Genomic DNA, 24,808 nt, shown 5'->3' with positions numbered 1-24,808 from the left:
GTCTCATGTCTGGAATCTGGAAGCTAAAATCTACAATCCAAAATCTTTCCCGCTTGGTCCCAATTTTTATATATTTGAGTATGCAAAACAGAATTTCCTCGTTTCCTCCGCTAATTGATGCTCAGTCTGAAATTATAATTTTAGGTTCAATTCCCGGCGTTAAATCTTTGGAGAAGCAACAGTATTACGCTCATCCGCAAAATAAATTCTGGACCATTATTTTCCATCTGTTCAACGAAGAATTTACCGATGATTATGCTCAGCGTTTAGGTATTTTAAAGAAGCATCACATAGCAGTCTGGGATGTCATCGACTCCTGTGAAAGAAAAGGAAGCCTGGATTCTGAAATCAAAAATGAAGAAGCCAACCAGATCGCCGAACTTTTGAATGAACATCCCAACATCAAAGCTGTTTTCTGTAATGGAGGGAAATCGTACAAAAATCTACAAAAGCTTCTAGGAAAAAATTACAGGTTACCGATTATTCAGCTTCCTTCTACAAGTCCTCTTCATACCGTATCTTTTGATGTTAAACTGGAAGAATGGAAGAAGATTCTGGAGTTTCTGATGTAAAATTTTCAACCAAAAAAGAGACAAAAGTTCTGTCTTGAAAAGAATAAGTTCAGATAAGTAGAAAAATCAGAGATTTTCAAAGACTTAAGTGTGGGTTTCGGGGCGGGGAGCAAAGCTCCCCGCCCCGAAACGCATCCCTTGTTACTGCAAGCGTAGCGAAGCAATCTCTGGAAAAAGTTTTATTGCCTTCCTCGCATTAAAACTTGCCTTAAATTGAGATTGCTTCATCGTTACTCGCCTTGCAATGACGGTATTGTGTCATTGGTGAAAACATTTGTGTCATTTGTGTTTGAAAACAATCTAATTAATACGCAAATACTTTCTCAAACCCTTCAGCAACTGCAACTGGTTCCTGGTTCGATCCAGATTATGCTCAGCATATTTCGTCGAATAATAGGTGCTTCCATTCAGATAATCAGTCAGAAAACGAATGGCCTGAATATAAATCACGGTTTGTGCAGCGTAATCGAGGTTTTCCAGTTCCTCAAAAGTCAGTTTTTTCTTTAATGATAGTAGAAATCCATCTTTTACGGTCCTGTAAATATGGGGGTTGAAATTATTGTCTGCATCTCCATTATCCTCATCCAAAGTATTGGTGTAGGATCTTGCTATGTCACCGAAATCATAGAGGATGGTAGATATGGTTACGGTATCGAGATCGATAACGGCCAGAGGTCTTGAAGTTTCATCAAAAAGAATGTTTCTGACGTTGGGATCTCCATGAATAATTCTTTTGGGTAGAATACCTTCCTTTTCCATTTCAATCCATTTTTCGGGGAGGAAAAGAAGTTCGTTCATGATTTCTATTTCAGGTTCAGCATTTTCCAGCAGATCTGGATGGGCATGTTGTAAAGAAATCTGATAATCCGAGATTCTTTTTTCAAAATTAATAAAATCGGGAATCGGGGGCTGAATATCGGGAAGATGTTCAGGATTGATCGTATTCAAAAAAGATCCGACAGCTTTTGCAGATTCATAGGCTGTTTTTATATCAGGGATTTTAAAGAATGTTTTTGTATTCTCAATAAAGCTGAGCATTCTCCAGAATTCTCCGTTTTCATCTTTTATAATAAAACTTCCGGATAAGGTTGCTTTAGGTTTTACCAGCTCCAGCGGATACTTTCCGTTCTCCAGCAAACTGTTGATCAGGATATGGTTATTGGTAATAATTTCAGGAAAAGGAAAAACCTGAGTATTGATTTTTTGAAGAATGAATTTTTCATCAGCATCATAATCCTCCACCAGAGAGGTCGTATTGATCAGTCCGTTGGTAATGGGAGTGATAGTGCAATTTTCAGTGCCGGTAAATCCGGTAACGATTGTTTTTAATTCCATAGATCCTCGGGATATCTGTTTTTTTTGAACTCCGATGTCAGGAAATCTTTCATACTGCTTTTATCATCTGCATAGGTAACCCCCATCCATTGCGAAGGAGAGGCTTTTACCAATACTTTTGCCTTTTTCTCATCAATCATTCTCTGTACGGCAGAAGGAATATAAAATTCCTGAGAGGGCTCAGGCTTAGATTGCACAAAGTCATTAAAATACGTTTCAAGCGCATTGAAAACATTCGGATGAAAAATAAAGAAATTCATAGATACCAACGCATCAGGAATGAGTTCAGTATCATGTCCGTTCTCGGTATAAACAATTGAATCTTCTTTTCTGCGGATCGAAGTCTGTTCTTCTACTTTTATCAGATAATCTTCAGCATCTAAGGTACATATTCCCCGGGCAACATTTCCGTTTCCGCTCAAAGTAGATCCTACGGGATAAGCAGCCATTCCAAACTGTGTTCCTGAAATATGAAGCTCAATTTCTTCAGAAGCAAGCTGATACGCTTCTTTTCCATAAAAATCATCAGCGTTTATCATGACAAACGGTTCCTGTACTGTATTTTTTGCACAAAGGACAGCATGACCGGTTCCCCATGGCTTTTCCCGCTGTGAGAAATCATAATCCGCTGTGAGAAAGCTTTCTTTTTCCTGATATACCCAGTGAAGTTCAAAATTCTTTTCCCCGGATATTGTATTTAATCTTTCCATATAGCTTTGAGGAATCAGTCTGTTCACAATAATGACGACCTTAGTGAAGCCGGCTTCCAGTGCGTCATAAATAGAATATTCCAGAATCGGGGAACCGTTATCCAGAATTCCGTCTATCTGCTTCAGGCCTTTGTAGCGGCTTCCCAAACCTCCTGCTAATATGAGTAATGTCTTTTTAAAATTCATCCGTCATTCCAAATACAGGTTTACGGGTTTTCCATTTTCCGTTGGTGAAATCAGGGATATCTACCACCTGACCGCCTTTAGCAATAGATTCTTCGCTTAATGGCGTGATAGAATACCATAAGGCAAGATCATACACATCCATCGGGAATTCTATATTTCGTTTGATACATTCGATAAAGGTATTCATAACAAAGAAATCCATTCCGCCGTGGCCTGCACCTGCCGCCGTACTTTCAAATTTTTTCCAGATAGGATGATCGTAGTCTTTCATCCACTTTTCGGTATTTTCCCAACGGTGAGTGTGATTCATTGTTTTTTCAAAATAAATATGACCCTGGTTGAAATCGCCCCAGCCGAAGTCCTGCCACAAACCTTCCGTTCCCTGCACTCTGAATCCAAGATCATAAGGTCGCTGTAAACTCGTATCATGGGTTAAAAGAATTGTCTCTCCATTGGCACAGGCAATCTGTGTAGTGACGATATCTCCCTGATTGAATTTTACTTTTGCGTTAGGATGATTTTCTCCGCCTTTAGCATGTTCCACAATATATTTATGAAGTCCCACAGACTTGGAAGAGAATGATGAAAGCCTCGTCAGACGGTTTCCACGGTTGATATCCATCATCACGGCTACCGGGCCTAATCCATGGGTAGGATAAAGCTCACCGTTGCGTTTTACATAATGTTCTGTTCTCCAATGCGCTTCACTGAACCCTTTTTCTCCAAATTCAGCACCTGAATTGTATGGCGTAACCCCATCATTGAAAAGAACGCCTCTTAAATCATGCTGATAACCACCTCTTCCATGAACCAGTTCTCCGAACATTCCTTTGCGGACCATATTCAGGATAGCCATGATATCTCTGCGGTAACACACATTCTCCATCATGAAAATAGGGACTTTGGTTTCCTCATATACTTTCACAAATTCCCAGCAGTCCTGCAGTTTTATTGCTCCCGAAACTTCCATACCTACAATTTTTTTCGCACGCATAGCTTCTGTACCCTGAGGAAGATGCCATTCCCATGGAGTAGCGATCACCACCGCATCAATGGTTTTTAATTTCAACAGATTCCGGTAATCATAATCTCCGTTTGAAAATTCCTGAGCGGCAGATTTATTATTGTCTTTCAGTATTTTCTGTGAAGCAGCCAGCATTCTTTTATCAGGATCTGCAAAAGCCACAATCTCCACGTCATTACGCTTGGCCAGCAGTTTTACGTGTTCCTGTCCGCGGAGTCCTACGCCGATAAAACCGACGCGTACTTTTTTATCTGATTTAAAATCACTGGAATAGGCAAACAGGGAATTGGGTAAAACCAATGCACCAAAGCTTGCCAGGGCTGCAGTTTTAATGAAATTTCTGCGTGAAGAGGTGTTGTCCATCGAAAATTTTTCTTAAATATATTAAAAAGTTCCGAGGTTAGGGGTATGGGATGCGGGATACGAGGTTTGAGAGTGGGAGAGTCTTAGAGTTTCGAGATATGGGTTGGGGTATGTAGGAGGTTCAGGGTTTGAGGGGAAATAAAAAACGGCCGCCCCTGACAGGAAGAGCAGCCGTTTTACAATCATTTGTTCTATATATTATTTTTCTGTGAAATATACTTCTTCGTAAGGCTGAATAAGGACCCATCCGTTTCCTGAGAACTTCATCTGGAATTCTTCACCGCTTCCTCTTCCGATCAGACTTTTGAACGAAACATTCGTTTTCAGATCCGGGCTTAGGTTTCCTGACCATGCCACTGTAGCATTAGGATCTGTGAAAACCGGACTGTCAGGAGTGACCATAAGGGTTAATGGTTCACCGTGAGTCGTTATAGCAATATGTCCCGTTCCGGAAAGTTTTACCTGGAAAAGACCTCCTGCCATCATTCCTGCAACACTTTTAAGCATGGTAATATCGCTTTTTACACTCTGTTCGTGTGCCAGTACATCGTTTCCGTTGACACATACTGATTCATTGTTAAGATAAAGGATACGTACTTTTTTCCCGGAGTCAGCCACATACAGTTTGCCGGTTCCTTCTGCCTTCATCAGCTTTGTTCCTTCACCGCTGATCGCTTTCTTTAAAAGATTGCCGATACCTCCGGCCAGCATTCCCTGTCTTTCAAAGTTAATACCTCCTACATAGCCCACCATACTTCCTCTTTTGGTCCATACAGCCTGATTGTTAAGGTTGATTTCTAAAAGATGTGGAGTTTCAAGCTCAAAATAATCTCTTTGTTGTGGATTTTCTTTTGTTTCGTTGACGAAAGCTTCCAATGAATATTTGCTCATACGTGTAAAAATTATTAATTTTTTTCAAAAATAATCTTTTTTTTCTTCATAAATCACCGTAGAATCACGGTTTTAAATTTGATTTTAAATAATACTTGACAAAGGGGTGTTCAATATCGTATATTTGCACTCCGAAAATTACATTAGTAATTTTATAATTTTTAAACCGTAATTTAAAAAAATGAAAACATCAGATTTTAATTTTGATCTTCCTGCGGAATTATTGGCAGAACACCCATCTGAACACAGAGACGAAGCTAGATTAATGGTTCTTAACAGAAAAACAGAAACCATTGAGCATAAACTGTTTAAAGATGTTGTGGATTATTTCGATGAGAAAGATCTATTCATTTTCAACAATACCAAGGTTTTCCCTGCGCGTCTTTATGGAAATAAAGAAAAAACAGGTGCTAAAATTGAAGTTTTCCTTTTAAGAGAGCTTGACAAAGAAACCAGAGTATGGGACGTTCTTGTAGATCCTGCGAGAAAAATCAGAATCGGTAACAAATTATTCTTCACTGAAGATGAATCTTTGGTAGCTGAAGTTATTGACAATACCACTTCAAGAGGACGAACATTAAGATTCTTATTCGACGGTTCTTATGACGAATTCAGAACAAAACTGAAGGAATTAGGAGAAACTCCACTTCCAAAATATATCAAAAGAGCCGTAGAGCCGGAAGATGCAGAAAGATATCAGACGATCTATGCAAAAATTGAAGGAGCAGTAGCTGCCCCTACAGCAGGTCTTCACTTCTCTAAGCATCTGATGAAGAAACTGGAGATCAAAGGAATCGATTTTGCTGAAGTAACGCTTCACGTTGGTTTAGGAACTTTCAACCCAATCGAGGTAGAAGATCTTTCCAAGCACAAAATGGAGTCTGAAGAAATCATCATCGATGAGAAAAATGCAGATATCATCAATAAAGCAGTAGATGCTCACAGAAGAGTCTGTGCAGTAGGAACTACCACGATGAGAGCATTGGAAACTTCTGTTTCTTCTAACAAAAAGATCTCTGCATTCAATGGTTGGACAAACAAGTTTATTTATCCGCCTCACGATTTTGGAGTAGCGAATTCAATGATCACGAACTTCCACACACCGAAATCTACACTACTGATGATGATCGCCGCATTTGCAGGCAGAGAATTCATCATGCATGCTTACGAAGAAGCCGTAAAAGAACAGTACAAATTCTATTCTTACGGTGACGCAATGTTAATCCTTTAATAAGATAATAGGAATTAGGATTTAGGGCTTATTTGTCCCTAAATCCTAAGCCCTAATACCTACAACCTATAATGAAAGATATCCGAGTTTTATCACTAGACCAGCTTAAAGACTATTTTTTGACTTTAGGGGAAAAACCGTTCCGTGCGAAGCAGGTTTATGACTGGTTATGGAGTAAAAACCTCCATTCGATTGATGAAATGACGAATCTTTCGAAATCTCTCCGTGAAAGAATTTCCGAAGAGTATACCATCAATCCCGTTTCTGTGGACCAACTTCAGAAAAGTACGGACGGAACCATCAAAAACGGCGTGAAACTTCACGACGGACTGCTGGTAGAATCTGTTCTTATTCCTACAGAAACAAGAACTACAGCCTGCGTTTCCTCACAGGTGGGATGTTCATTAAACTGCGAATTTTGTGCAACGGCAAGACTCAAAAGAATGAGAAACCTTGAAGTAGCCGAAATCGTAGACCAAGTGGCCCTGATTGACAGCCAAAGCAAAATGTACTTTAACAGACCGCTTTCCAATATCGTTTTTATGGGAATGGGAGAGCCGATGATGAATTACAAAAATGTAGTGGAAGCCATCAGAAAAATCACCCAGCCGGAAGGTTTGGGAATGTCACCAAGAAGAATTACCGTTTCTACATCCGGACTTCCGAAGATGATCAAAATGCTGGCAGACGACGAGCTTCGGGTAAAACTGGCACTTTCACTTCACTCAGCCATTGAATCCAAACGTAACGAGATCATGCCTTTCTCGGATAAATTCCCGTTGACGGATATTATGGAAGCACTTCAGTACTGGTATCAGAAGACAGGTTCTGTGATTACTTTCGAATATTGCGTATGGAAAGGAATTAATGATGGAGATGAAGATATCAAAGCTTTAATCAGATACTGTAAACAGGTTCCTTCCAAAGTGAATCTGATCCAGTATAACCCTATCGGAGACGGAAAATACGACCAGTGTAATAAGCAGGCGGAAGATAATTATGTACGTCAGCTGGAAAACGCAGGAATTACGGTGATGATCAGAAAAAGCCGTGGTGGAGATATCGATGCAGCTTGCGGACAGTTAGCCAATAAAGCAACTGATTAAAATTTCCTTAAAAAATTCAAAACTTTTCTTAAAAATTTCCTAAAACCCTACCTTTACATAAAGCAAAAAAGTTTATTATGGACTTCTTTATGAGCGAGGACGGGCTGGAAAACGTTTACGCATGGGCTATTCCGTTTCATGCTGCCGTTATTTTGGCAGAAATGATCTACAGTCACGTTTCTGAAGCTAAGCTGTATAATGGAAAAGATGTGGCGACAAGCGTTTATCTTGCCCTGATGAACTTCGGTCTGGACCTGATCATGAAAGCTTTTGCCATGGGAGTGATGTTTTTTTTCTACAACCATAGGCTTTTCTCCTGGGATTTCACAGTTTGTTACTGGCTCATCTGCTTTGTGATTACGGATTTTGCTTATTATGTGTTACATTATGTAGATCACCATTCAAGGGCGTTCTGGGCGGTTCATATTACCCATCACAATTCAGAATATTTCAACTTAACCACTGGTTTTAGGAGTCCCGTACTTCAGCCACTGTACAGATATCTTTATTTTTCCCCGCTTGCTTTTTTAGGCTTCAATCCATGGCATATTATGGTCGTTTATGCGATAGGGCAGGTGTACGGAACATGGGTACATACTCAGACCGTGAAAACGATGGGCATTCTGGAGTACATTCTCGTGACTCCTTCTCATCACAGGGTACATCACGCCTGCAACATCAAATATCTCGATAGAAATATGGGAATGTGCCTGATTATCTGGGATAAAATCTTCGGAACCTTTGAAAAAGAAGACCCGAATGTACCTGTCAAATACGGAATCTATCCAAAAATGCCTGATAATAAACCGGATACTGTTCTTCTGTACGAATGGAGAAAGATCTGGAAGGATATCAAGCAGCCGGGACTGAAATTTTCCGACAGGATTAATTATATTTTCAATTCACCGGGCTGGAGACATGACGGCACGGGAAAAACAGTAAGGCAGTATCAGAAAGATTATTTGAAAAAGCAGGCTAAAAGACAGGAACAAAAACAAAAAATGAAATCTGCATGATCCATAAATGTTCTTTTAATTAAACCACAAAAGGCACAAAAGTTTTCTAACACTTAAGTTTATTTGAAGTTTAAATTCTACTGCAAAAGAGTACACTTAAGTTAAAAAAAAATCAAAGATTTTTATCCAGAATAATATTCATGAAAATCTGTATCATCCGCGGGAAATAAAGAGATTGAACCATTAAGTTTTTTTAAGTTTTTAAGAATATTAAGGAGAGCTTCGCTTTTTTAAGAGATACGGCTAAAAAAATCAAATGATTTCTCAATTCCCCTTAAACCCTTATTTTTGCACTATGAAAAAACTTATCCTTCTCACCGCCGTTGTCATTTTTCAATTATCATTTTCACAAAAGACTGAGCTTTTGAAAATAAGAAAATTCAGGGTGGGTTATTTGGATGATAAGATTCAGGAAACCTCAGGACTGAGTATTTTGAACGGTAAATTGTATACATTCAATGACAGTGGTAATGCTCCGGAACTTTTTGAACTGGATGAAACTTCCGGAAATATTAAAAAGACTCTGACCATCAATGCTAAAAACAAAGACTGGGAAGCTTTAGCCAATGACGGAAAGAACTTCTATATCGGAGATTTTGGAAATAACGGAGGAACGAGGAGAGACCTGGAAATCTATAAGCTTCCTTTTGAAAATAATGAAGCAAAGAATGATTCTATTTCTAAAATTTCTTTCTACTACCCGGAGCAGAACGAATTTATTCCGCAATATACCAACAATGACTTTGATGCTGAAGCGATGATCTTTCTCAATGGAAAAATTCATCTGTTTAGCAAAGAATGGAAATCAAAATCAACCTCTCATTATATCGTTGATCCAGCGGTAACTGAAAAACAGAAAGCTGAGAAGATAGAATTTTATAAGACAAATTTCGTGGTCACAGATGCTGCCTATTATGAAAAAAAACTCTATCTGGTGGGCTACACCAAGAGAACAGAGGTCTTCCTGAATGTATTTACAGAAACAGAGCCGGGGATCTTTTTTAAAGAAACTCCGAAACATTATTATTTGGGAAGTGCTCTGGCAGTAGGGCAGATTGAGGGAATTGCAGTTAATGAGACCGGCATCTATATTTCAGGGGAAAAATTCAGATCGGGATTGGGAACTGCACAGCCGGCACTGTATTTTATTCCAAAAGAAGAACTCAAAGATTAATTTTGTCTTAAAATTGCGTGAAAAAAATTATCTTTGTCATAATTAATAATTACATACCTTTTATTCACAGATTTTGGCTAACATAGTAGAAGAAATCAAACGACCGATCAATGAGGAAATGAAACTTTTCGAGCAGAAGTTTTATGAATCGATGCAGAGTAAAGTGCCTTTGTTGGATAAAGTAACCCGTTTTATTGTTACGACCAAAGGTAAGCAGATGCGTCCCATGTTCGTATTTCTCTGCGCAAAACTGATAGGGGAAGTTAATGAAAAAACGTACCGCGGAGCTTCCATGATCGAGCTGATCCATACCGCAACCCTGGTACACGACGATGTAGTAGATGAAAGTTTTAAGCGACGTAATTTTTTCTCAATCAATGCTTTGTGGAAAAATAAGATTGCTGTGTTGGTAGGCGATTATCTTTTATCAAAATCCGTATTACTTTCTACAGACCACAAAGATTACGATCTTTTGGGGGTGATCTCAAGAACGATCCGTGAAATGTCCGAAGGTGAACTTCTTCAGCTTGAAAAGGCCAGAAAGCTGGATATTACCGAGGATGTTTACTATGAAATTATCCGTCAGAAAACAGCGACACTGATTGCGGCTTGCTGCGAGATAGGCGTTCTTTCCAATAATGCCGATGAAGTTCTTGCCAAAAAAATGATGAATTTCGGAACCTACACGGGAATGGCCTTCCAGATCAAGGACGACCTTTTCGACTACTTAAGTTCCAATGTCATCGGAAAACCTGTAGGAATTGATATCAAGGAACAGAAAATGACCCTTCCTCTGATTCATACTTTAAAAATAGCCGGTGAAAAAGAACGTAAATATTACTTCAATACCATCAAACGTCACAATAACGATCCGAAACGTGTTAAGGAACTGATAGACTTTGTCAAAAATTCCGGAGGAATGGATTATGCAATTAAAGTGATGAAAGATTTCCAGCAGAAGGCTAAAGATATTCTCAATGAATTTCCCGACTCAGAAGCTAAAAAATCACTACACAGTATGCTTGATTACGTGATTGAACGAAAATTTTAAGATTAAAAATAATCATAAACGGAAAATCTGAATGCTATGAGCACTCAGATTTTTTTTTGATATAAATGATGTATTTATATTTTTTGTATAGTGACATTGGTAACATTTCCCCGTCCTGTAGGGCCTATTTCGTCTGACAGAATTACACTGCTTGCCCCGGTGGCAGTTACAGTGAAGCGGATCTGGTATCCTGATGTCGGAACAATGATCATCGTTGTATAACTCATCAATTCTCCAAGCCTGCTGTTGGTATCCACCGCAGGAGTTCCAAAACCGGCGTAATGGCTTCCCCTTCCTAAATAATTGGCATCAGGAAACGGACGTATGCCGAGAACCAGCTGCTCCCCTTCAGAAATGTTGGCAAAACTGGCCTGCAAAGTGATCAGATAGTTTCCTGCCTGACTAAATGTAAGAACACCATTACTGGCATTGTAAGAATACAATGTCGAAGTGGCTAAAGGATTTGCAAATATAAGTGTTACTACTGATGCGTTTGAAATAGTCTGGTCAACTGATAGTCTGGCATGAAACAGAGAGTATGCTCCAAATCCGATTGTTTTCAGTATACCATCTGAACCTGCAACAACGGCTCTATCGTTACCGGCTATGCCAATATTGTTATTGATTTCACGGATACGGACGTTCCCTGAAAAAAGGTCCAGTTTTTCAGTGGGGTAGTAGTTCCTAATCCAAGGTTTCCCAAGGAAGTGATTACGGCATCATTAGATTGTTGGCTTAGCGTCGGTGCATTGGTTCCAGCATTATCTTTTGCACCGTCTATATGGTAAGCTGCCTGAGGATTGCCAGTATGAATCCCGATTTGTGATGAATGGGTTGTGAAAATCATGAAAATCAGCACAACAGAGATAATTTTTTTCATAAGATTTGTATTTTAATTCAACATGATGTGATTTTTATCACTACTAAATTTATAGAATAAAATTCAATTATGAATAATTATCAACTAATTAGCTTGTTTTTTGATTGTATTTATTTTTTTTGGTTTAAATGTTACGGATTGTATATTGTTTTGATTTAAATTTTAAAGTAATAGTACTTTTTATTTGTGTGTTTTTGCTGTTTTTTACTTAAAATGAGTTTAATGATCGTAAAATAAATAGGACTTAAATTAAAATGTGTAGTATTCAGAATATAATATTTAATATATGGTGTTTTAAAGAAAATCTAAATTCCTATTTTAGTGTATTGATCTTTGTTTAATAAAAAATAATTACCGTAATCTTGTTTTCATATGCTTTTTAGAGGTGATGAGTCAGAAATTTCATTCCATATTTTCTTTAGGTTTGGAGATTATTTTATTAAAATTATTTTTTAAGCCGTTCAGAAGTCAGAAATTTAATATTTCTTTTAAAACATAAATCGGCATTAAATTATTTTAACGGTTACAATTATAACAGCCAGAACTATACAAAATAAAGCAGTTAAAAATAAATAATCCGCAATAGTCTCATACCTCGTTTCCCGCTTTTCATTTTGAGTCCGGATTGCAAGAAAAGAAAAAAAACAGCTGCATGCAAAAAGGAGACATGCCAAGCCGGCAAATTCATCCAGATGGGTATGGCTACTGATTTTAGTGATTTTAAGGGAAGTAATGATAATCAGCGAAAAACCTAATAGGTTACTCGATGCATTAAGGATATGAGGCGATTTTTTTTCCATCATTTACAATTTTTTACAATATAAAACACTATTTTTTTATTATCAAATTTTTAAAAAAGATTATTGAAAATTAAAATTAATTTAAAAATTGTATATTAGCGCCATACTTGAAGAATAAAAACTTTTATATCTAGCTATGCAGACAACCTATATTGAAACACAGCAAATTTCTTTCCAGGATTTTAAAAATCAGATACTTGAGGACTACAGGTTAGGAAGGATATCGCGCGAGATGTCTTATCTTGGAAGAAGAGAAGTGCTTACAGGAAAAGCTAAATTCGGAATTTTTGGGGACGGTAAGGAACTTCCTCAGCTTGCGATGGCGAAAGTTTTCAGAAATGGAGACTTCCGTTCAGGATATTACAGGGATCAGACTTTTGCATTAGCAGCAGATGCTTTAACGGTTGAAAGCTTTTTCGCGCAGCTTTATGCAGATACAAGCGTTGAAAGAGAGCCGGCATCCGCAGGAAGACAGATGAACGGACACTTCGCGACAAGAAGTTTAAATGAAGACGGAAGCTGGAAAGATCTTACGGCACAGAAGAATATCTCTTCCGATATTTCTCCTACAGCAGGGCAGATGCCTAGATTATTGGGATTGGCTCAGGCTTCCAAAGTGTATAAAAGTGTAAAATTCGAAGGTTCTGAAAAATTCTCGAGAGAAGGGAATGAAATTGCTTTCGGAACCATCGGGGATGCTTCTACAGCAGAAGGTCATTTCTGGGAAACTTTGAATGCAGCTTGTGCGCTTCAGGTTCCTATGATTGTTTCTATCTGGGATGACGGTTACGGAATTTCAGTTCCCACCAAAAATCAGAGAGCAAAAGCTGACATTGCAGAAATGTTAAGCGGTTTCCAAAGAAAAGAAGGCGAAAACCAGGGATGTGAGATCATTCAGGTGAAAGCCTGGGATTATCCTGCATTATTGGATGCTTATGCAAGAGCAGAGCAGTTTGCAAGAATGGAAAGCGTTCCTGTGGTAGTTCATGTGATTGAAGTGACACAGCCTCAGGGTCACTCCACTTCAGGATCTCACGAGAGATATAAAAATGAAGAGCGTTTGTCATGGGAATCTCAGTTTGACGGATTGGTGAAATTCAGAGAATGGGTTTTAAATTATTCAATCGAAATCGAAGGAAAAGAAGAAATTATTGCTTCTGTTGAAGAATTGGATGCCATTGATGAAGAAGCAAAAAAAATAGTAAAAGCAGGTCAGAAAAATGCTTGGGAAAATTATCAGAAAACCATTACAGATCTGATTCAGTCTGTTCTTCCATTAGTAGAAAACCTTAAAGGTCAGAATGCTGAAATTGAAGACTATATCGGACAGTTCAATAAATTGGTTTCCAAAGCCAAGAAAGATGTGTTCCACCTGATAAGAAAAGCTTTATTGGCAACAAGAGGAACGAATTCTGCGGAAAGAACCCAATTGATGCAGAAGTACAATGAAGTTTTTGAAATAGAAAAAGACAACTATTCTTCCCACTTATATTCTCAGTCTCAGTGGAAAGCTGAAAACGTAAAAGAGATCGCTCCTGTTTTCTCAGAAAATTCTGAAGAAGTAGACGGAAGAGTGGTAGTAAGAAATAATTTTGACAAAATTTTCGAAAAATATCCTGAAACTTTAGTATTTGGTGAAGATGCCGGAAATATCGGTGACGTAAACCAGGGGCTTGAAGGAATGCAGGAAAAATACGGTGACGTACGTGTAGCAGATACGGGAATTCGTGAAGCTACCATTCTTGGTCAGGGTATTGGTATGGCGATGAGAGGTTTGAGACCTATTGCTGAGATCCAGTATTTGGATTATATTTTATACTGTTTACAGGGAATGAGTGATGACTTGGCGACAGTTCAGTACAGAACAAAAGGCGGTCAGAAAGCACCAGTAATCATCAGAACAAGAGGTCACAGACTGGAAGGTGTATGGCATTCAGGTTCTCCAATGGCGGGAATTTTGAACCTTTCTAAAGGGATCTTGGTATTGGTACCAAGAAACTTAACGAAAGCTGCCGGATTCTACAACACCATGCTTCAAAGTGATGATCCAGCAGTGATCGTAGAATGTCTGAATGGATACAGATTAAAAGAAAAGCAGCCTGATAACTTAGGTGAATTCACTGTTCCTGTTGGGAAAATTGAAGTAACGAAAGAAGGAAAAGATGTTACTTTGGTGACTTACGGTTCTACATGGAGAATTGTAATGGATGCAGCGGAAGAACTTGAAAAATTAGGAATCTCCGCAGAGGTTATTGACGTGCAGTCTTTAATTCCATTCGATTTAACCAACGAAATTGCGGAGAGCGTGAAGAGAACCAACAGATTAGTTGTAATCGACGAAGATGTGGAAGGCGGTACTTCAGCGTTTATTCTACAGCAGATTCTTGAGAAACAGAAAGCATTCAGATACCTGGATTCAGATCCGTTAACGATTGCAGCCAACGATCACAGACCTGCTTATGCAAGTGACGGAGATTACTTCAGCAAGCCATCTTTAGATGATATGGTTGAAAGAATCTACGCGATGTTCAATGAAACAAACCCTCAGAAATATCCTGCGATATTCTAATGGGGATTTTAGATAAAATGAAACCGCTTTCTTTTGGGAAGCGGTTTTTTTGTTTACTTTTATTAAAACAACATAATTGTAAATTGATGAAATTCAGATTTTTATATTTACTTTTTATATGGGTATTGATAAATTGTAAAGATGATAAAAAAGAAGTTTTTGTCAGCCGATAGAGAAGCTCCTCTAGGTTGGATTTACTTGAAAATGTACGATGACAAAAGTTTTGAATTTATCTCGCAGGGAATTATGAGAGATAAAGATATTTATGAGGGGAATTATAAATTAAAGAATGATACTTTTTATTTTAAATATAAAGATTCAATTCCTAAAGCAGGTTCAAAAGCGATCATACAAAAAGGATTTGTTATTTATCTGAATGGAAATTATTCAGAAAGTCTTCAGGTTAAATTGAATAATATTTCGATTAATGAATGAAAAGTAAAATCAAGCTTCAGCAGCTTTTTTCATTTTATTATCAAGCACATTACAATTCTTATCATACTGCACCTCCTTATTGTCAAACTTCGCTTCCCACTCTTCCAACAAATATAAAATCGGCAACAATGCCAACCCTTTTTCTGTCAACGAATATTCAACCCTCGGAGGAAGCTCTTTGAACTCTTCTCTTATGATCAATCCGTCATTTTGCATTTCTTTTAACTGATCGGTCAATACCTTTCTGGAGATGACATTAATGCGTACGGCAAGTTCTCCAAATCGAAGTTTACGGTCCTTAATCACCAATACAATAATTGGTTTCCATTTGCTTCCTAATGCAGACATTGCTTTGCCCAGAGGACAGCTGTATTTCATCAATTCACTCTTTACCATACGTTGTTACTTTTAAGTTACTAATGTAAGTTACTGCGAAGTTACCACTTTTTTCTGACAAGAGATACAAATGCGAACTATTATTAGTTACTTTGTGTAACAATTATAAAATACCCATTTAAAAATGAGCACAGAATCATTATTTAAACCATTTGTTTACAAAAACCTGGAACTTAAAAACAGAATCGTAATGGCACCTATGACCAGAGCACAGTCTGATAATGGAGTTCCTACTCAAAATATCGCCGAGTATTATGCAAGAAGAGCCGCTTCCGACGTTGGATTAATTCTTTCTGAAGGAACCGTGATCAACAGAACCGCTTCTAAAAACATGCAGAACATCCCGGACTTCTACGGAAATGAAGCACTGGCAGGCTGGAAAAACGTGATCAATGCTGTTCATCAGCATGGTGGAAAAATGGGACCTCAGATCTGGCACGTAGGAGATACCAGATCATCTGAAGATTATCCATTGGCTCCGATGGAAAAAGCCTCTACCATGACTTTAGAAGATATTCAGGATACAATTGCTCAGTTCGCAGCTTCTGCAAAATCCGCAAAAGATCTTGGATTCGACTGTCTTGAAATTCATGGGGCACACGGATATCTTATTGATCAGTTCTTTTGGGAAGTAACCAATACCAGAACCGATGAGTATGGAGGAAAAACCATCAAAGAAAGAAACCGTTTCGCAGTGGATGTGGTTAAAGCCATCAGGGCTGCAGTGGGAGAGGATTTCACGATTATTCTTCGTCTTTCCCAGTGGAAACAGCAGGATTACAGTAGCAGATTGACCGCTAATCCAACAGAAATGGAAGAATGGCTATTACCGTTAAAAGAAGCTGGAGTAGACATTTTCCATTGTTCACAACGTCGTTTCTGGGAACCGGAGTTTGAAGGTTCTGACTTAAATTTTGCAGGTTGGGCTAAAAAAATTACAGGACAGCCAACAATCACAGTTGGTTCTGTAGGATTGAAAGGAGATTTCATGAGTGCCTTCGCAGGGCAGGGAACAGAGAAAGCAGACCTTACAGAATTGGTCAGAAGACTGGACAATCAGGAATTTGATCTTGTAGCGGTAGGACGTGCTCTTTTACAGGATCCGAAATGGGTTCAAAAAATAAAAACCGGAAATACAGAAGAGCTATTGGATTTTTCAGCAGAAAGCATGGCGAAACTGTATTAAAAGGAGTGAATGGTGAATCGTGAATTCGCTTCGCTGTCAATTTTTAATTTTAATAAAGAAATGGCGGGGGTTATTATTCACTTGCGTAGCAAAATTGACCATTGACCATACACAGGTAAACAATACAAATTTTCTTTATTTATATTTAATTTTCACCTATTTATTTAAAGAAACCCGCTTTCAGAATTTCTGGAAGCGGGTTTTAATTGTGGTATTAATCAGGACATTCCTCAGTAACAGGAGTGCATCTCCAACGTACTGGAAATCCATTTTTAGGTGGTATAAGGCAGGCAATAGTTCCTTCCGGACATTCCGGTGCATTTCCACCATTAATTTCTTTTAAATCTGATTTTCTTAATTTCTTTAGATTTTTCATACGTGATAATTTGTTGATTTGTTAGGTGTACACTATTTTCATTTGGGTTGGAAGTAAAAGAATGCATTTCAAAAATGGATGCATTCTAACTTTGTCTTATTTAGGACATCCTACCCCCGGCTCACATGTCCAATGGCTTGGAATACCATTTTTAGGACCATGATAACATGGTGTTGTTTCTGCAGGGCAGTCAGGTGCATTTCCACCATGAATTTTTTTCAAATCAGATTTGGCTAATTTTTTTAAATTTTTCATACGTAATAATTTGTTGAATAATAAAAGTAAAATATTTTCACCAAACAGCGAAATATTTGTTAAAAAAAATATGACATAATGAAAACAACCGCGCTCCAAAAATTTTTGGAGCGCGGTTTTAACAGATTTAAATATCTAAAATTACCGCAGTGAACGGTAACAGTGATTTTTTATTATAAACCAATATTTTTAGTAGGCTTCAGCTGTTTAAGGATGCTTTTCGGAACCGCATTCTTATGGATCAGGATCGCAGTTGATTTGTACTCTACATATGGTCTTGTTACATAAAGATAACCCTCGAAATCATTGGTTACACCCCAAGAGTTTTTAACCATATAATATTCTTTTCCGGTCTGGTCTTTCGCCAATCCTACGATGTGCATACCGTGATCATCGGTAGTAGAAAGGTTGTTAAGCGCTTTCTGACGCATATCTTCAGTGATGGTTTTATCTTTTTTAGGCTCAGTAAACAGCGTCTGCTTGTTTTCAGGAGTGATCCCGTTCAGATCCACATCAGGAACGTAAGCGACCCCGTTTTTGTATGAGAAATAAGGCTCGGAAACATCTGTAGCCCATCCTACGGAATATCCTTTGTTTACAGCGTTGTCGATGATTGATGTTAAATCTTTCATCGGAACATTCCAGTCAGAATCATGGCTCCAGTTATCAGGAATCGGAACTACGAATTTCTGATAGTAAGGGTAATCTTTGTATGAAGAAATTTCAATATAATCTTCAGGATTGATTCCTACCACTTCTTTAGCAAATGTTTTAGGCGTGTAATTTTTTCCTTCATAGGTAAAATTGGCAGGCACTTTTCCAAGATATTCATCAAGAATTGAATCTACGGAATCCATCCAGTTATCTGAAAGTTTTCCTTTTGAACTTGCCTGAACAAGACTGTCCAGAACTGTTTTTAATTTCCCTTGCATTTCCTTAAAGTTATTAAGGCTCTGCCCGGATTTTAATCCTGTATACACATCCTGAGGAACCGCACCGTATTTTTTGTACATATTGATAACGTCATGCAGTTCGCCTCCGTCACCCCAGCTGATAGCTCCTCCGTTTAGGACAAATAATTTAGCTTTATCGTAGTAAGAATTTCTTGCCGTGAAAATTTCAGCCAGATCTACAGGTTTTTTACCCATTCTCTGCATTTCAGATTCAAGGAAAGAATTCCCCGAGTAGCTCCAGCATGTTCCGGAAGATCCCTGGTTTTTTACTGAAGTAGCTCCTACGTCTTTTAACGCGGTGAACTGAAAATTAGCATTTTGTGATTGATTGTTCTTTAATTTGTTGATCAAGTCATCTTGGGCAAACATCATACTTCCTGCAGACAAAACAAAAAGTAATGAGGCAATTTTGGTATTTTTCATTACTATAAAAAGATTATTTATATGAATAGTCGTTCCTATTAAAGATTTGTTACAAAGGGAAAAGTTAAATTTGAAAGCGAAAAAAATTGAAAAAACAGAATTAAAACGAACGTCTTTGTGTATCAGTTTATTCACTATTTTGCCTTTTTACTAAAAAAGATTTAAAATGTTTCCAACCTATCTCAAAGTTAATGCATCTATAACAGTATAAAGCCTGACTATGGAAAGAGAATTACTAATAGAATGCCAACGTAACAGCCGCAGTGCACAGCGGAAGGTCTACGAGAAAATGGCGGGCAAGCTGTACTCAGTCTGCAGACGCTACCTCAAAAATGATGAAGACATTGAAGAAGTATTGGCCGATACGTTCTACAAAATATTCACGAAGATCACCCAGCTCCAGAATGTGGACACTTTTGAAGGGTGGGCCAGAAAAATTGCGGTTAATGAATGCCTTCAGAAATTGAGAGCTACCAAAGCACAGTTTGTTTCTATGGACGACAATTTTGCAGAAACATCCGGAACCTTATCAGAAAGCATCTCATTTGAGAAAGATATTCTGAGCCTGCTGAACTTTCTTCCCGAAGGCTGCCGAGCGATATTCAATCTGTTTGCGATTGAAGGATATCCGCATAAAGAAATTGCGTCCATGCTTTCTATAAGCGAAGGGACTTCCAAATCTCAGCTCAATTTTGCAAGGAAAAAGCTACAGGAACTTTTGGTTAATCAGAACATTTAAATTTTAGGCAATGGAAAACAATCACGACATAGATAAAAAATTCAATGATGCTTCTAAGCTTTCAGAAGAACCGACGGTGTTTCCGGGTTTTGATAAAGTCTGGGCAAAAGTTGAAGAAAAATTAGATGAAAAAGAAGAGAAAAAGAGAATACTGCCAGTATGGTTTCCTTATGGAATCGCGGCAAGTTTAATCATTGGATTGGGGGCATTTTATTTTATCAGTAAAGATAAAACTGTTGAAAACCCGAATCCTGTAATTGTAGAAAACAGAACTGGAAACCGCCTTGAGAAGAATAGTATCCATGTAGTGGACAGTACAGTAAAAGCCAATATAGAAAAAGAACTAGAACTAAAACCTGTGCAGCCCGTACTTGCTTATGAACCCGTAGCGCCTATAAGTTTAGACAACCCAAGAACCATTTCTTGCGAACTCCCTGAAAGGCCGGAGGAAGATAAATATTCCGGACAAGGAAAAAGAGATACTTTAAGAGAAACGAGGATAGAAGAAGTAGTAATGACTGCTTCTATGGGGTTGAAAAAAAAGGTTAGCTCAGTAACTTCATCAAGTACGACGGTCACTTCCAGGGAGATTAATGCTGGAAGACCTTCTGCGCTAGCTTCTTTAAGTGGCAAAGTAGCCGGGGTATCAGTTTTGTCAGTAAAGGGAAAACATTCGGAAATACTGATCAGAGGGGCTAAAAGTATGAGCGTAGATAAAGCATTGTTTGTGGTGGATGGAGTTGTATTTGATTCGGAAAAATCATTGTCTAGTGTCTTGGATCCTAAAAATATCAAAGAACTGAGGGTCATAAAAGGTATAGAAGCTACGGCTTTATATGGAAGCAAGGCCAGTAATGGAGTGATCTTGGTGACGACTCAGGGGTTATCAAAATCCGAACTGGAAAAACTGAAAGAAGAAGCCTCAAAAAAAACAGAAGAAAGTATAAAAGAAGAAGAGAAAGATCTTCCGAAAGCAGGACTCTTAACCGCGGGGGAGGTCAATGATTTTTCAAAATGGGATTATTGGAAAGATATCGCAGTTCCTACTCTTGACGAATATAAAAACATCTGGAAGTTCTTTCCTGACAGAAGGGTTTCTATTCAATTGGTCAATAAAAACAGAAAACCTGTAATCGGTGAAAAAGTAAAATTACTGAATGATAAAAAAGAGGTCATCTGGGAAGCGGTTTCCAATAACCTGGGAAATGCAGAATTATGGATTGATCCCATGAAGGACAGTCATCCTGTTTCCGGAAAATATTATTTAGCTGACGGTTCAGGGCAGATCATCAGTACCAATATCAGAGATTTTAAGAACGGACAAAATCTGATCATGCTGGATAAAGCCTGCATTACAAAACGAAATCTGGATCTTGCATTCATAGTGGATGCTACAGGTTCTATGGGAGACGAAATTTCGTATCTGCAGTCTGAACTTCTTGATGTCTTAAAAAAGGTGGAACGCAATCTTAAAAATACAACGGTGCGATACGGATCCGTCTTTTACAGAGATCAGGGTGACGATTATGTGACCCGCAAATTTGACTTTTCCGATAAAGCCGAAGAACTAGTCAGTTTCATTAAAAAACAAAATGCCGGTGGAGGTGGAGATACTCCGGAAGCAGTGGTAGAAGCTATGCAGGTTTCCATTGATGAACTGAAATGGAGTACCGAAAATTCAGCAAAAATCATGTTTTTGATTCTTGATGCACCTCCGCACCATTCGGATGAGAATATCAATAAGCTTTATGAGACGATAAAACTGGCGTCCAAAAAAGGAATTACCGTGATTCCTTTAGCGGCCAGCGATACAGATAAGCAGACGGAATACCTGATGAGAACTTTTGCATTGCTGACGAATGGAACCTATACTTTCCTTACCAACGACAGTGGGATCGGAAATGACCATATAAAACCTACCATTGATTCTTATGAAGTAGAAAAACTGAATGCGCTGTTATTAAGACTGATCCTTCAGCGGGCAACACTTCCGGAATGCAACGATGGAATTTCAAATGACCACCTGAACAAAAAACTTGAAACAGAAGTCAATAACCAGCCGGAATCCAAGACTGTGATTTTCCCGAATCCTACCAAAGGAATCATCAACATAAAGTCCAGATATGCAATAGACGAACTCTTTGTTTATGATCTGGCAGGAAAGATCATCATGAGAAAAGAGAAACTTGAAGAAGGTAAAAACACAATCGACATTACTTCCTATCCCCAGAGTATTTATCTGCTGAGACTGAGATCCGGAGATCGGTGGGAAACCTTTAAGGTGATCAAAAATTAACGTATTTAAAAAAAGAAATTTCCCCGGAAATTTCTTTTTTTTCACTATTTTTAGACATATTAATAACGATGAAGAAAATGTATTTGGTGCTGCTGCCTCTTGCAGCCAACTTTTTATTTTCGCAAAACTCCCAGCTTTATTATTCAGGAATATTTTTAAACAAAAAAAATAAGCCTCAGAATTTTCTTAAGGTTTATAATAAGAATAGTGGAATATATGAACTTACCGATGCAAATGGGTTCGCGATTATCGCTGCCAAAGAAAATGATACCCTGCTTTGGAACGATGGAAAAAGCAGACTTGTAGCCTATGGACTTGATGATCTTAAAGATATTCTGGAAAGCCGGATTGAGAAAGCAAGTGTCCGGAATGTCGAAAGCAGAGCCTACGACAGCTTAGTGACCAAAGAATTGAAAGATGAGTTCAGCCTTGAGAATTCCAAAGAATTCGTAACCGGCAAGTCAATTCATAACTTTTCTGCGGTAAGAAAGATCAAAAAGATTACAGAGAACACCTACCACTTAAAAGAACAACCGGATCAATTTCTTGGTTTTGGCGGAAGTTTTACAACCTCTTTTGACGTTAAAATCAGGAATTCTGTTCCAGGGACCCAGAACCGTTACGTTCAGGGCCGTTCCCAAAATGGTCAGCTGGAATGGAATGGGCCTGAAACGGGGGAGATGTTCAGTTTCGGACCGGATATTTCTTCATTGGGATTTGATCATCACCCTTATGAATATGATCGGAATGGAAGATTAATCCCTGTTGGCAGTGGAATTTCTCCGGCAAAAGCCTATAATAACGATATTTTTAAAACGGTTTTCAGCTACAATAACCAGTTGCGATTGAATACTTCCCTGACCAAAGGCTATTATGATGAAAAACTCAGACTGTCTGTAGATTTGGGCCAGCAGAAAGATCAGATGTATTTTATGGATCAGTACAGTATACTCAATACATTTAAAACAAAACTAAGCTCGAAAATTTTTAATTTTTCAGTCAACTTCGGGTTGAATTATGATGAAAATAAAGCGATAAATTCCAACAGAACCGGACTTTTCAACAGAGTGTATCAAAATGCAGTGCTTACGCCAAATTCCTTTTCAAATGTACAGAACATTCTTTTGGAAAACGGTTTACAGAGAAGGTATGGACAGTCTGCAGACAATCCTTACTTTTTGCTGAGTCAGGAAAATAAATACAACTATCGTGACAGGAGAAGACAGTTCAGCTTTGGGCTGGAAAGAAACTGGTCCGATTTTAAAGTGGCGATCAATCAATCTTACGAAAACGACAGCTTTCTGAATACCGATTATTACAAACCATCGACACATGGCTTTGCAAACGGTCTGTACAGTGAGCGCAATCAGGAAAATAAACTTTACAGTTCCAATCTTTCAGGATCTTATGCTTTCGGTGGAAGCGACAGAAGAAGTGTTCTGAGTCTGAATTTTATTCTGAATGACAGAAAATCGGATGTTTACAACAGTCTGACAAAAACAGCCCATTCCTACCAAAGGACATCCCAGGATTATATCTTCAACTATAAATATGATTACTCCAGCTACCGCAGTGACATCAGCGCAGGGTTTAATATAGGGAATGCTTTCTACATATCGAATACATCCGCAAAAAACACCTACTGGCTTCCAAAGGTCAATGCCTATCTGACTTTTCAGAATGTTTTTGACTGGCACAACGTAGATTTTAAAATTTTGGGTGCCTATACGGCAATGAGCTCAGAGCCGGAGATCACAAAATCTTATTCTTCCTATGCTACGACTTTGCTGAATGCGCAGAATGCCTATCAGTACTTTCCGGTTTTAGAAGCTCAGACGTTCCGGAATCTTTCAAATATCAACAGCAAGGAGGGGAAAGCAGGCTTCAGAGTGAAAGTTGGTTACCATATAAGTTTGGAAGCCGAATATTTTAACCGGAAAGTGACAGATGATATTTTCCCGGTTTTCGAAAATAACCTCCTGCAGCTTAAAAATCTGGCAGACCATACTTACAGTGGCTATGAAGCGAATTTTGTGTATGATAATATCTATCTGGGTACAGATTTCACGACCAGCCATAAAGTTTCTTTCTTTAAATACAAAGATGTGGTAAACCGGGTCAATGATGGATACAACCATATGGCAATTTCAGGCTTCAATGATGTGTATAAGACCTTATCTGCAGGACAGATTTTTGGTGCGGTAATGGGAAGTTATTTTGAAAGAAATGCACACGGAGAGCTAATCATCGATGAATTTGGATATCCTAAAAAAGCAGCCGGATTAAAAATTATTGCAGATCCTACCCCTGATTTTGTTGTTAAATTCAATCATACCATCAACTATAAAATGTTTTCTCTGGACATCAACTGGGAATGGAAAAAAGGCGGTCAATTGTGGAACGGAACCCAGGCGGTCCTCGATTACTATGGCCGTTCTCAAAATTCAGGTGATGAAAGGAATATCAAAAATTATGTCTTTCAGGGAGTAGATTCAAGCGGAAATCCTAATCAGATTCCTGTTGATTTTTATAATCCGGCACAGAATGTTTCCGAAAACAGATGGACCAGATACGGCTATCTGGGTGTGGCAGAAGATTATGTGCAGAAGGCAGATTATATAAGGATCAACAATATTTCCCTGACAGGAAAATTTGATATTGGAAAGTTCAGAAGAGGATTGGGAATTACTTTTTATGTCAATAATATTCTTCTCTGGCAGGCCAATCAGGGAGTGGATCCGAACCAGAATTTCTACGATCTGGACAGTGGAAGAGGGCTTGATTTCTTCAATCTCCCTTCTTACAAAACTTTTGGATGCATGGTTTCATTTCAATTTTAAG

The 24,808-nt window shown here is 38.3% G+C and carries 22 protein-coding genes; 12 read left to right on the top strand and 10 right to left on the bottom strand.

Annotated elements, in window-relative coordinates:
• The first annotated feature begins 80 nt into the window (after window positions 1–80).
• Complete coding sequence (locus LC419_RS01390; RefSeq protein ID WP_223605661.1) at window positions 81–572, top strand: DNA-deoxyinosine glycosylase; 492 nt, start codon at window positions 81–83, stop codon at window positions 570–572.
• A 300-nt stretch (window positions 573–872) separates the two neighbouring features.
• On the opposite strand, the gene LC419_RS01385 is transcribed toward LC419_RS01390, so the two are convergent.
• The 4 genes from LC419_RS01385 to LC419_RS01370 form a co-directional block, all read right to left on the bottom strand.
• A complete protein-coding gene (locus LC419_RS01385; protein ID WP_223605660.1) occupies window positions 873–1,907 on the bottom strand; it encodes a phosphotransferase enzyme family protein in 1,035 nt (344 codons plus the stop codon).
• On the bottom strand, window positions 1,898–2,803 hold the full coding sequence (locus LC419_RS01380) for a sugar phosphate nucleotidyltransferase (protein ID WP_223605659.1): 906 nt from the start codon (window positions 2,801–2,803) through the stop codon (window positions 1,898–1,900). Before LC419_RS01380 ends, LC419_RS01385 begins: the two co-directional genes overlap by 10 nt.
• Entirely contained in the window at window positions 2,793–4,190 is a 1,398-nt protein-coding gene (locus LC419_RS01375; protein ID WP_223605658.1) for a Gfo/Idh/MocA family protein, read from the bottom strand. The genes LC419_RS01380 and LC419_RS01375 overlap by 11 nt, the downstream gene beginning before the upstream one ends.
• A 198-nt stretch (window positions 4,191–4,388) precedes the next feature.
• A complete protein-coding gene (locus LC419_RS01370) occupies window positions 4,389–5,081 on the bottom strand; it encodes an AIM24 family protein (RefSeq protein ID WP_034727986.1) in 693 nt (230 codons plus the stop codon).
• A gap of 181 nt (window positions 5,082–5,262) precedes the next feature.
• Here LC419_RS01370 and queA point away from each other — a divergent pair, with 181 nt between their 5' ends.
• From queA to LC419_RS01345, 5 genes are all read left to right on the top strand, one after another.
• On the top strand, window positions 5,263–6,312 hold the full coding sequence (queA, locus tag LC419_RS01365; RefSeq protein WP_034727984.1) for a tRNA preQ1(34) S-adenosylmethionine ribosyltransferase-isomerase QueA: 1,050 nt from the start codon (window positions 5,263–5,265) through the stop codon (window positions 6,310–6,312).
• A gap of 71 nt (window positions 6,313–6,383) precedes the next feature.
• Entirely contained in the window at window positions 6,384–7,418 is a 1,035-nt protein-coding gene (gene rlmN / locus LC419_RS01360; protein WP_034727982.1) for a 23S rRNA (adenine(2503)-C(2))-methyltransferase RlmN, read from the top strand.
• Between the two features lie 77 nt (window positions 7,419–7,495).
• Window positions 7,496–8,434 (top strand): sterol desaturase family protein, encoded by a 939-nt coding sequence (locus LC419_RS01355; protein WP_223605657.1) that lies wholly within the window; start codon window positions 7,496–7,498, stop codon window positions 8,432–8,434.
• Window positions 8,435–8,729: 295 nt separating this feature from the next.
• Entirely contained in the window at window positions 8,730–9,608 is an 879-nt protein-coding gene (locus LC419_RS01350; protein ID WP_223605656.1) for a hypothetical protein, read from the top strand.
• A gap of 73 nt (window positions 9,609–9,681) precedes the next feature.
• The gene (locus tag LC419_RS01345; RefSeq protein WP_223605655.1) at window positions 9,682–10,659 is read left to right on the top strand and encodes a polyprenyl synthetase family protein; all 978 of its coding nucleotides are present in this window, start codon (window positions 9,682–9,684) and stop codon (window positions 10,657–10,659) included.
• A 74-nt stretch (window positions 10,660–10,733) separates the two neighbouring features.
• Here the strand turns inward: LC419_RS01345 and LC419_RS01340 are convergent, their stop codons facing one another.
• Window positions 10,734–11,102 (bottom strand): hypothetical protein, encoded by a 369-nt coding sequence (locus LC419_RS01340; protein ID WP_223605654.1) that lies wholly within the window; start codon window positions 11,100–11,102, stop codon window positions 10,734–10,736.
• 161 nt (window positions 11,103–11,263) lie between these two features.
• The gene (locus LC419_RS01335; RefSeq protein ID WP_223605653.1) at window positions 11,264–11,539 is read right to left on the bottom strand and encodes a hypothetical protein; all 276 of its coding nucleotides are present in this window, start codon (window positions 11,537–11,539) and stop codon (window positions 11,264–11,266) included.
• 936 nt (window positions 11,540–12,475) lie between these two features.
• Between LC419_RS01335 and LC419_RS01330 the strand changes: the two genes are divergently transcribed.
• On the top strand, window positions 12,476–14,908 hold the full coding sequence (locus LC419_RS01330) for a thiamine pyrophosphate-dependent enzyme (protein WP_223605652.1): 2,433 nt from the start codon (window positions 12,476–12,478) through the stop codon (window positions 14,906–14,908).
• Window positions 14,909–15,067: 159 nt separating this feature from the next.
• Window positions 15,068–15,343, top strand: a complete 276-nt coding sequence (locus tag LC419_RS01325) for a hypothetical protein (protein WP_223605651.1) — start codon at window positions 15,068–15,070, stop codon at window positions 15,341–15,343.
• A gap of 9 nt (window positions 15,344–15,352) precedes the next feature.
• On the opposite strand, the gene LC419_RS01320 is transcribed toward LC419_RS01325, so the two are convergent.
• A complete protein-coding gene (locus LC419_RS01320) occupies window positions 15,353–15,739 on the bottom strand; it encodes a helix-turn-helix domain-containing protein (protein ID WP_223605650.1) in 387 nt (128 codons plus the stop codon).
• A gap of 124 nt (window positions 15,740–15,863) precedes the next feature.
• On the opposite strand from LC419_RS01320, the gene LC419_RS01315 reads away from it, so the two are divergent.
• A complete protein-coding gene (locus tag LC419_RS01315) occupies window positions 15,864–16,925 on the top strand; it encodes an NADH:flavin oxidoreductase (protein WP_223605649.1) in 1,062 nt (353 codons plus the stop codon).
• A gap of 214 nt (window positions 16,926–17,139) precedes the next feature.
• On the opposite strand, the gene LC419_RS01310 is transcribed toward LC419_RS01315, so the two are convergent.
• The 3 genes from LC419_RS01310 to LC419_RS01300 all read right to left on the bottom strand — a co-directional run bounded on the left by LC419_RS01310 (window position 17,140) and on the right by LC419_RS01300 (window position 18,932).
• Window positions 17,140–17,301, bottom strand: coding sequence for a hypothetical protein (locus LC419_RS01310; RefSeq protein WP_223605648.1), 162 nt, complete (start codon window positions 17,299–17,301; stop codon window positions 17,140–17,142).
• Window positions 17,302–17,397: 96 nt separating this feature from the next.
• On the bottom strand, window positions 17,398–17,556 hold the full coding sequence (locus tag LC419_RS01305; protein WP_223605647.1) for a hypothetical protein: 159 nt from the start codon (window positions 17,554–17,556) through the stop codon (window positions 17,398–17,400).
• A gap of 173 nt (window positions 17,557–17,729) precedes the next feature.
• Window positions 17,730–18,932: an aminopeptidase C gene (locus tag LC419_RS01300; RefSeq protein ID WP_223605646.1), complete on the bottom strand. Its 1,203-nt coding sequence runs from the start codon at window positions 18,930–18,932 to the stop codon at window positions 17,730–17,732.
• A gap of 220 nt (window positions 18,933–19,152) precedes the next feature.
• Here LC419_RS01300 and LC419_RS01295 point away from each other — a divergent pair, with 220 nt between their 5' ends.
• The 3 genes from LC419_RS01295 (at window position 19,153) to LC419_RS01285 (ending at window position 24,807) form a co-directional block, all read left to right on the top strand.
• The gene (locus LC419_RS01295; RefSeq protein WP_223605645.1) at window positions 19,153–19,671 is read left to right on the top strand and encodes an RNA polymerase sigma factor; all 519 of its coding nucleotides are present in this window, start codon (window positions 19,153–19,155) and stop codon (window positions 19,669–19,671) included.
• Window positions 19,672–19,681: 10 nt separating this feature from the next.
• Window positions 19,682–21,967, top strand: a complete 2,286-nt coding sequence (locus LC419_RS01290; RefSeq protein WP_223605644.1) for a TonB-dependent receptor plug domain-containing protein — start codon at window positions 19,682–19,684, stop codon at window positions 21,965–21,967.
• 68 nt (window positions 21,968–22,035) lie between these two features.
• Window positions 22,036–24,807, top strand: coding sequence for a hypothetical protein (locus LC419_RS01285; RefSeq protein ID WP_223605643.1), 2,772 nt, complete (start codon window positions 22,036–22,038; stop codon window positions 24,805–24,807).
• The last annotated feature ends 1 nt before the right edge of the window (window position 24,808 follow it).

Origin of the sequence: Chryseobacterium sp. OSA05B (assembly GCF_019970065.1) — a bacterium.
Taxonomy (GTDB): domain Bacteria; phylum Bacteroidota; class Bacteroidia; order Flavobacteriales; family Weeksellaceae; genus Chryseobacterium.
The sequence above is the reverse complement of the archived record's forward strand: the minus strand, read 5'-3'. Positions and strand labels throughout refer to the sequence as shown.